This is a genomic window from Thermoleptolyngbya sp. M55_K2018_002, assembly GCF_015295965.1.
Classification (GTDB): domain Bacteria; phylum Cyanobacteriota; class Cyanobacteriia; order Elainellales; family Elainellaceae; genus Thermoleptolyngbya; species Thermoleptolyngbya sichuanensis.
In genome coordinates, this window is record NZ_DVEA01000146.1 from 1 (window position 1) to 8,081 (window position 8,081).

At 58.3% G+C, this 8,081-nt stretch carries 2 protein-coding genes and 1 pseudogene; all 3 read left to right on the forward strand.

All coding sequences use genetic code 11. The annotated features are described in order from the left end of the window. The first annotated feature begins 538 nt into the window (after positions 1 to 538). Positions 539 to 5,737, forward strand: coding sequence for a PAS domain S-box protein (locus IGS51_RS07090; protein ID WP_297077526.1), 5,199 nt, complete (start codon positions 539 to 541; stop codon positions 5,735 to 5,737). Continuing rightward, the gene (locus IGS51_RS07095) at positions 5,734 to 7,797 is read left to right on the forward strand and encodes a response regulator (protein ID WP_297077528.1); all 2,064 of its coding nucleotides are present in this window, start codon (positions 5,734 to 5,736) and stop codon (positions 7,795 to 7,797) included. The genes IGS51_RS07090 and IGS51_RS07095 overlap by 4 nt, the downstream gene beginning before the upstream one ends. Continuing rightward, positions 7,794 to 8,081 (forward strand): annotated as a pseudogene (locus tag IGS51_RS07100) (hypothetical protein); the annotation flags it as partial. The gene IGS51_RS07095 and the pseudogene IGS51_RS07100, both read left to right, overlap by 4 nt.

Consider the following 8,081-nt stretch of genomic DNA (forward strand, 5'->3'; position numbering starts at 1 on the left):
GAACTTCATCTACCGCATTCACCGCATTTTTACTGGAAAAAGCGACTTTACGGCACTGCTGTTACGAAATGAAGGCTTTTGGGAAATAGGAACCTACTAAGGGCGATCGCCCGACCTTCAGGCACAGCTTTATCCCAGCGTCTACCCCTGACCATCAAAGCCAGACGAAATCCAACCAAATCAATCGCAGACCGAATCTCGATTTTTGGAGCGAATCAGGGAATTAGTAAAGAGAGCCAAAAGAGAACCATTGGGTTAAACCGAATTTAGCATCGAACTCCAAGCCAAACCGCAAAACGTTCAGTTTTTAAACGTTTGGGCATCCTCATTTCAGCATCCTCAAAGGCTCACACCAGCCCTTGCAGAGGATGAGATTGTTCGCGCCATAGAGCGTGTGTAGACATAGAGCGTGTCTAGCAAAGTCTGACAAGTTCGGCAATCCTGAATGAATGACTGACTGAATGCAGTCTGGCTTTTAGTCTCAACTCAGCCTCTCACCTTTCGCACCTGACCCCAGCACACACCAAAGAGGGTGGATATGGAGAACCTTGGGCAAAACCGCACCACCGAGCGGATTAACTTAGTGGCGCTGCTGCTAATTTTTATCCTGCCGTTTGCAATGGTGGTCTACCAACTGGTGGCGGAAGTCAACCAGCAAATTAACTTTGCTCAATATGAAATTTTTGGCAACGCCTACCTGCGACCCCTAGAGCAGTTGATGCTGGACTTGCCTCAGGGACGACGACTGGCCCAGCAGGCAGCCCAAGATTCGTCCTTGGAGGCGTTAACCCAGTCACAGGAAGCGTTTCAGAACCAGATCGACCTGGATCTGGCACAACTGCAAGCGGTTGAACAGCAGTTTGGGCAGCGCCTCCAGACCCCAGAGCGCTATAGAGCATTGGTGCAAAGCTGGGACGCGCTTCGGGCCGGGGTAGACGCGACGGGCACGCCCCTCCCTCCCGACGAGGTGCAAACTCGGTACACCGATCTGATCGCTCAGGTGCGCGGGCTGATCTCCCAGGTAGGCGACGTTTCTAAGCTGATTCTTGATCCAGATTTGGATAGCTATTACCTGATGGATCTGGCTCTGCTCAAGCTGCCCAGCGCTCAAGACCTGATGGCGCAAGTGCAGCAGCTTGGGGAGTTGGTTGTGCAGCGGCGATCGCTCTCGTCGGAGGAAAAGGGCCGCCTGCTCGTGCTGATGGGTCGGCTCCAGGAGATCGTGCAAGACAGCCGCACCAGCCTGAACACGGCCATCCACAATAACCCTGCGCTGCAAATTCCCCTGGAAGCGCCGATGCAGACGCTAACCCAACAGACCGATCGGTTTCTGGCAGCGCTGAGGCAGGCCATTGCCCAGTCCAAAACCGTGCAGGTGCAGCCCACGGCGTATGATCCCGTGGCGTATGAGGCTGCCGCGACTGAAATGCTTGCCGCCAGCCATGCCTTTTGGCAAGACACCTCCGCCCAGCTCGATCGCCTGCTGGAGCGGCGAATTCAGGGATTTGCCCGCAAGATTTACACCGTTGAAGCGTTTGCGCTGCTGGTGCTGGCGACGGTGTTCTATGTGTTTATCTCGCTTGCCCGCAATTTGGTCAGCCAGCGGCGATCGCAGACCCGCCTTGCTGCCCAGCACGCCCTCACCCGCACCCTGTCAGAAGCCACCACCCTGGAAGAATCCGCGCCCCAAATCCTCCAGACGATTTGCAGCAGCTTTCGGTGGGATGTAGGCGAACTACGCCGCCTCGACCCCCAAACCCAAACGCTGGTCTATGTGGCAGGCTGGCACTGCCCAGCGCTAGACGCAACCCAACTAGACTCGGAGCAATGGCAGCGCCCCTTTGGTGAAGGTGAAGGAATGCTGGGGCAGGTCGCCGCCAGCCGAGAACCCCTCTGGCTTGCCGACATTACCGACGACGAGCGGTTTGTCCGCAGGGCCACCCTGCAAGCCTTAGGGCTACGCGGCTGTTTAGGATTCCCTATTCTGAACGGGGATGAGGTGCTGGGGGTGATGTCGTTTCTCAGCCGCGACGCGCAAAAGCCCGATGCCGATCTGCTGAAGGTGATGACGACCATTGGCAGCCAGGTTGGGCAATTTATCAAAATCCGCCTGTCGGAGGAGGCGCTACGCCAGAGCGAGGAACTGCAACGAATGGCGCTGAGTGCAGCCAAGATGGGCGCGTGGGATTGGAACGTCCTCACGGGGGAAGAAAACTGGTCAGAAGAAGCAGAGCGCATTTTTGGCTTAGAAGCCGGACAGTTTACCCGAACCTATGCCGACTTCTTTGAATTTATCCATCCTGAAGACCGCGACAGGGTGAACGAGGCCCAAGCGCGATCGCTCCATGACGGGGCAGACTACGCGCCAGAATATCGCGTCCTTTTGCGGGACGGTAGTCTGCGCTGGATCGCCAGCCGTGGTCGGGTGCTGCGCGATGCCGAGGGCAACCCCACGCGGCTAGTCGGCGTGACGATGGACATCACCGAGCGCAAGCGGTCGGAACTGGCTCTAGCCGAGAGCGAACGCCGCCTGCGGGCCGCCGAAGAGAAATACCGCAGCATCTTTGAAAACGCGGTCACGGGCATCTTCCAGACCACAGCCGACGGCCGCTATCTCAGCGCCAACCCTGCCCTGGCGAAAATCTATGGCTACGAGTCTGTCGAGGCGCTAATGGAGTCGCTGCAAGACATCGAGCATCAGCTATACGTAGACCCCACTCGGCGGCAGGATTTTATCGACCAGATGGCAGCCCACGGCGCAGTGGAGGATTTTGAGTCCCAGGTTTATCGCCAGGATGGAGAGATTATCTGGATTGCCGAAAATGCGATCGCCGTTCGAGATGACCAAGACAACCTGCTGTATTACGAAGGCACAGTCGAAGACATCACCCAGCGCAAGCAGGCTGAAGAAACCCTGAAGCGACAACTGGCAGCAATCGAGGCATCCGCTACGGGCGTGGGTATCCTCAACGCAGCAGGCGAATTTCTCTACCTCAACAGCGCCCACGCCACCATCTATGGCTATGACGACCCAGCGGAACTCATCGGTCAATCCTGGACTATGCTCTATCGATCTAAGGAGTTAGCCAGATTTCAGCAGGAGATCATGCCGGAGTTTGCCCAGACCGGCCAGTGGCGCGGCGAAGCAATCGGCACCCGCAAAGATGGCAGCACCTTTCCCCAGGAGGTATTTCTCACGGCGCTAGACGATGGCGGGCTGGTGTGTATCGTGCAGGATATTACCGCTCGCTACCAGGCCGATGCGGCCCTGCGCGAACGAGAAGCCCGCTTTAGCTCCCTGGTGAACAATATTCCGGGCGTGGTCTATCGCTGCGCCTGCGATGAACACTGGACGATGGAATACATTAGCGACCCGATTCGCAACTTGACGGGCTATGAGCCAGAGGAGTTCATCGGCAATCGACGGCTGAGCATGAATGACATTACTCCACCGGAGTATCAACTGATCATTGCCCAGACGGTGGAGGAGGCGATCGCCCAACAGCAGCCCTACATGCTGGAATATCCCATCCAGCACAAAGACGGCAGCACGCGCTGGGTCTCCGAAAAAGGACAGGGAATCTATGAAAATGGCAAGCTGCTCTGCCTGGACGGGGTGATGTTTGACATCACCGAGCGCAAGCAGACCGAGGAGCGCCTGCGCCTGCTGGAGTCGGTCGTCGTCAACACCAACGACGCAGTGATGATTATGGAGGTGGGCGACCCGGCCAACCTCAAAATTGTCTATGTTAATGAAGCCTTTACTAACATGACGGGCTACGTGCCCGAAGAGGTCATCGGCAAAAATCCTGCCATGTTCCAGGGGCCGGACACTGACCAGGAAGCGGTAGCGCGGGCGCGGGCCGACCTGGCGCAGTGGAAATCGATTCAGCTAGAGCTAATCAACTATCGCAAGGACGGCTCCGAATTTTGGGTGGCAATCGAAATGGTTCCCATTGCCGACAAAGGCGGCGAATACACCCACTGGATCTCGGTGCAGCGGGATATTAGCGATCGCAAAGCGGCGGAAGAAGCCCTCCGCAGGGGCAAAGAAGCCGCCGAAGAGGCCAACCGCGCCAAGAGCCAGTTCCTTGCCAACATGAGCCACGAGCTACGCACTCCGCTGAATGCCATCATCGGCTATAGCGAAATGCTGCAAGAAGATGCCCACGACTTTGGCTATGGCGACATTGTGCCCGATTTGGAAAAAATTCGCGGCGCGGGACAACACCTGCTAGCGCTGATCAACGACATCCTCGACATCTCCAAGATCGAAGCAGGACGCATGGAGCTATACCTGGAAACCTTCGAGCCAGATCTTCTCTTGCTGGAGGTGCAGGCAACCATCGAGCCGCTGATGGCCAAAAACGGCAACACCTTCTCGATTCAGTGCCCCGACGACCTGGGCACGATGCACGCCGACCTGACCAAGGTGCGCCAGTCGTTGTTTAACCTGCTCAGCAACGCCGCCAAATTCACCGAAAACGGCACCGTCACCCTCGCCGTCGAAAAGCGCGAAGTCACCAGCCTCTCGTCCGCAAATCCCGATGCGCCCCTCAGCCTTGCACCGGCCACCTTCATCCTGTTTCAAGTCTCCGACACGGGCATCGGCATGACGGTCGAGCAGATGGCCAAGGTGTTTCAGGCCTTTACCCAGGCGGACGCTTCGACTACGCGGAAATATGGCGGCACGGGGCTGGGGCTGGCTATCAGCCGCCGCTTTTGCCAGATGATGGGCGGCGATATCACGGTGTCGAGCGAGGTGGGCAAGGGCAGTACGTTTACCATCTGGCTGCCGATGCGGGTGGTCGATCCCAAGCAGATTGAAGCGCTGCCCGCTCTGACCCCTGCTGCTGACACGGATCAGGAGACTCCTCAGAAGGGCGATCGCGGCAGCGTTGCGGAGCAAGATCGCCCGCCGTGTGACTCCGCCCACCCCAATTCGGGCGATCGCAAAACCGTGCTAGTGATCGACGACGACCCCGCCGTGCGCGACCTAGTGCAGCGCTATCTCACCAAAGAAGGCTTTCGGGTGGAAACAGCCGCCAACGGCGCAGAGGGCTTGCAGCTTGCCCGCCAGATCCGCCCCGATGCCATCACGCTAGACGTGCTGATGCCCGACACAAACGGCTGGAGCGTGCTGTCGGCCTTCAAAGCCGATCCCGACTTGGCAGAAATTCCCGTTGTGGTGATGACCATCGTAGACGACAAAAATCGGGGCTTTGCCCTGGGTGCAGCGGATTATCTCACCAAGCCCATTGATTATCAGCGGCTCACCCACCTGCTGCAAAAATTCCAGCCGGATTGCTCGGCAGATGCCCTGGCAACTTGTCGAGTGCTGGTCGTCGAAGACGAGGCCGACATCCGCCAGATGTTTCGCCGGATGCTAGAGCGGGAACACTGGCAAGTCGCCGAGGCCGAGAACGGGTGCGTAGGGTTACAGGTTCTCCAACAACAGCGCCCCGATCTGGTCTTGCTCGACCTGATGATGCCAGAGATGGATGGCTTTCAGTTCATCAGCGCGGTGCGGGAGAACCCCGAATGGCGATCGCTCCCAATCGTCGTCGTCACCGCGCTCGACCTCACCCCGGCCGACCATCTGCGGCTAAATGGCTATGTAGAGCAAATCTTGCAAAAGGGAACCTACAGCCGCGACGAACTGCTGCATGAAGTCCATGATCTGGTGTTAACCTGCATTCGCCACTGTCCCACCAGAGTTCGGGAGGTTTCCCTATGAAGTTGGGCTGGGGATCGGTACTGGTCATTGATGATGAAGCAGTAACGCGCCTACTGGTGGCTCGTCGCCTCAGCGATCGGGTGGCCTCAGTGACAACCGTAGAAAGCGGGCAGGAAGGGCTGGAACTGCTGCAAAGCCAGCCGTTTGATCTGGTGCTGCTGGATATCATCATGCCCGGACTCAGCGGCGTGCAAACCCTGGAAAAGATGAAGGCGGACCCGGCGCTTCAGAGCATTCCGGTGATTATGATTTCTGCCGCCGATGACTTGGATAGCGTGGTGCGCTGCATCGAACTGGGAGCCGAAGATTATCTGCTCAAACCGCTGAACGCAGTGCTGCTGCAAGCGAGGACGGGAGCCTGCCTGGAGCGCAAGTGGCTCCGCGACCAAGAGCAATCTTACCTGCGGCAGCTCAAGGCAGAAAAAGAGTCGGCCGAAGCCGCCAACCGCGCCAAGAGCGTGTTTCTAGCCAACATGAGCCACGAACTGCGAACGCCGCTGAACGCCATCATCGGCTACAGCGAAATTGTGCAGGAAGATTTGCAGGCTGAAGGAATCACCCATCTGATTCCTGATTTGCGGAAAATCCGTACCTCTGGGCAACACCTGCTGGGCATCATCAACGATATCCTTGATATTTCCGCGCTGGAGGCGGGCACAGTGTCGCTGGATTTGGAGACAGTGGTGCTGAACCCACTGCTGCAAGAAGTGGTGAACACGGTGCGTCCGCTGGTTCTGGAGCATGGCAACACACTGCAAGTGCAGTGTCCCGATCATCTGGGCACGATGTACAGTGACCTGTCGAAGGTGCGGCAGATTTTGGTCAACCTGCTGAGCAATGCCGCCAAGTTCACAGAACAGGGTTCCATTACGCTGACGGTGGCGGTGAAGGGGCTGGAGGCAGCAGGCTGGGAGGACGGAGAGAAATTTGCGGCAGAGGCAGCGTTCCCTGTCCCCGGCGGAGCGTTTGTAGAGTTTCGGGTGAGCGATACGGGGATTGGGATTGCTCCATTGCAGCGCGAGAAGATTTTTCAGCCGTTTGCTCAGGGCGACGAGTCCTCTACCCGGCGCTATGGCGGGACGGGGCTGGGATTGTCGATTAGCTATCGCTATTGCGAGATGCTGGGCGGCACGATCTCTGTGGAGAGTGAGCCAGAGCATGGGTCTACGTTTACGCTGCGGCTGCCTCTGGTCAGTAGCGATCGCCCCTCCCCCTTGCCCCCTGTTTATCAGCCCCAAGAAGCCTCGACGTGCGATCGCCCGCTAGTGCTAATCATCGACGACGATCGGGGCATCCGCGATTGGATGGTGCAAAGCCTGAACCAGGAAGGCTATCGCGTGGTTACCGCCTGGTGTGGACAGGAGGGGCTGCGGCTAGCACAGGAGCTACAGCCTAAGCTAATTGTGCTGGATGTGCTAATGCCTGCGCTAGATAGTTGGGCTGTGCTGGCGACCCTCAAGGCCAATCCGCTGCTGGCCGACGTTCCCGTCATGCTGACCGCCACGCCCCCGGTGGATCTCCCCATCAGCCTCCATGCACCGAAGGGTCTGGTGCTGGGCATTGCCGATCAGTTTACCCGACCCGCAGACTTTTCCCGGCTGACGGCGCTGCTGCAAGCCTACCAAGTGCCACCGTCCAAAACTGGCAATCGAGCGCTGCTGGTGCATCAAGACCGGGCCACGCGCTCCATCCTGCGACAGGTGCTAGAGCAGGCGGGTTGGCGCGTCACCGAGGGCGATCGCCCCCAAGACACCCTGCCCCACCCCAGTCCAAAATCGTCCTCAGCCGTGGATGCGCTGCTGCCCAACGTGCTGCTGGTGGACTTGCTGGTGCTGGCCAAAGAGGGGTTTCAGCATGTTTACCCGCTGCGAACAATGGGCGGGCGCGTTCCCCCGGTGATCAGCCTGCTCACCCGCGACCTCAGCCCGGCCGACCAATCCCGGCTGAATGGTCGGCTAGAGCAGTTTCTTCAGCATGACCAGCCTGATACCAGGTCTTCGGGCGATTTTCTCAATCAGATTCGCGACGCTGTTCTCCTTCATTTGTCGAGTGCGCTATGAAGCTCCAACTCCGCATTTTGCTAATGGTGACCTCGCTGCTGGCGGCAACGGTCGCAGTTACAACAGGCGTTTTGTCCTGGGGGACTCGCCAGTCGATCCTGGCGCAAACGGAGTCCAATGGGTTACTGATTGCGGAGTTTTTGGCGCGGATGTCGCGATTTGCCAACCAGGTTCCCGCCGATGTAGACACGATGATGGGCGACCAAATGCTGGCCCAGGCGGCCCTCACCGCACGGCTGGTGGCGATCGCCCAGCAGGCTAACCTCAGCCCCGCCGAAATCAAC

Bases quoted from the DNA above. Each gene is read 5' to 3' on its own strand.
- IGS51_RS07090 (WP_297077526.1), top strand. From the start codon at position 539: ATGGAGAACCTTGGGCAAAACCGCACCACCGAGCGGATTAACTTAGTG.
- IGS51_RS07095 (WP_297077528.1), top strand. From the start codon at position 5,734: ATGAAGTTGGGCTGGGGATCGGTACTGGTCATTGATGATGAAGCAGTA.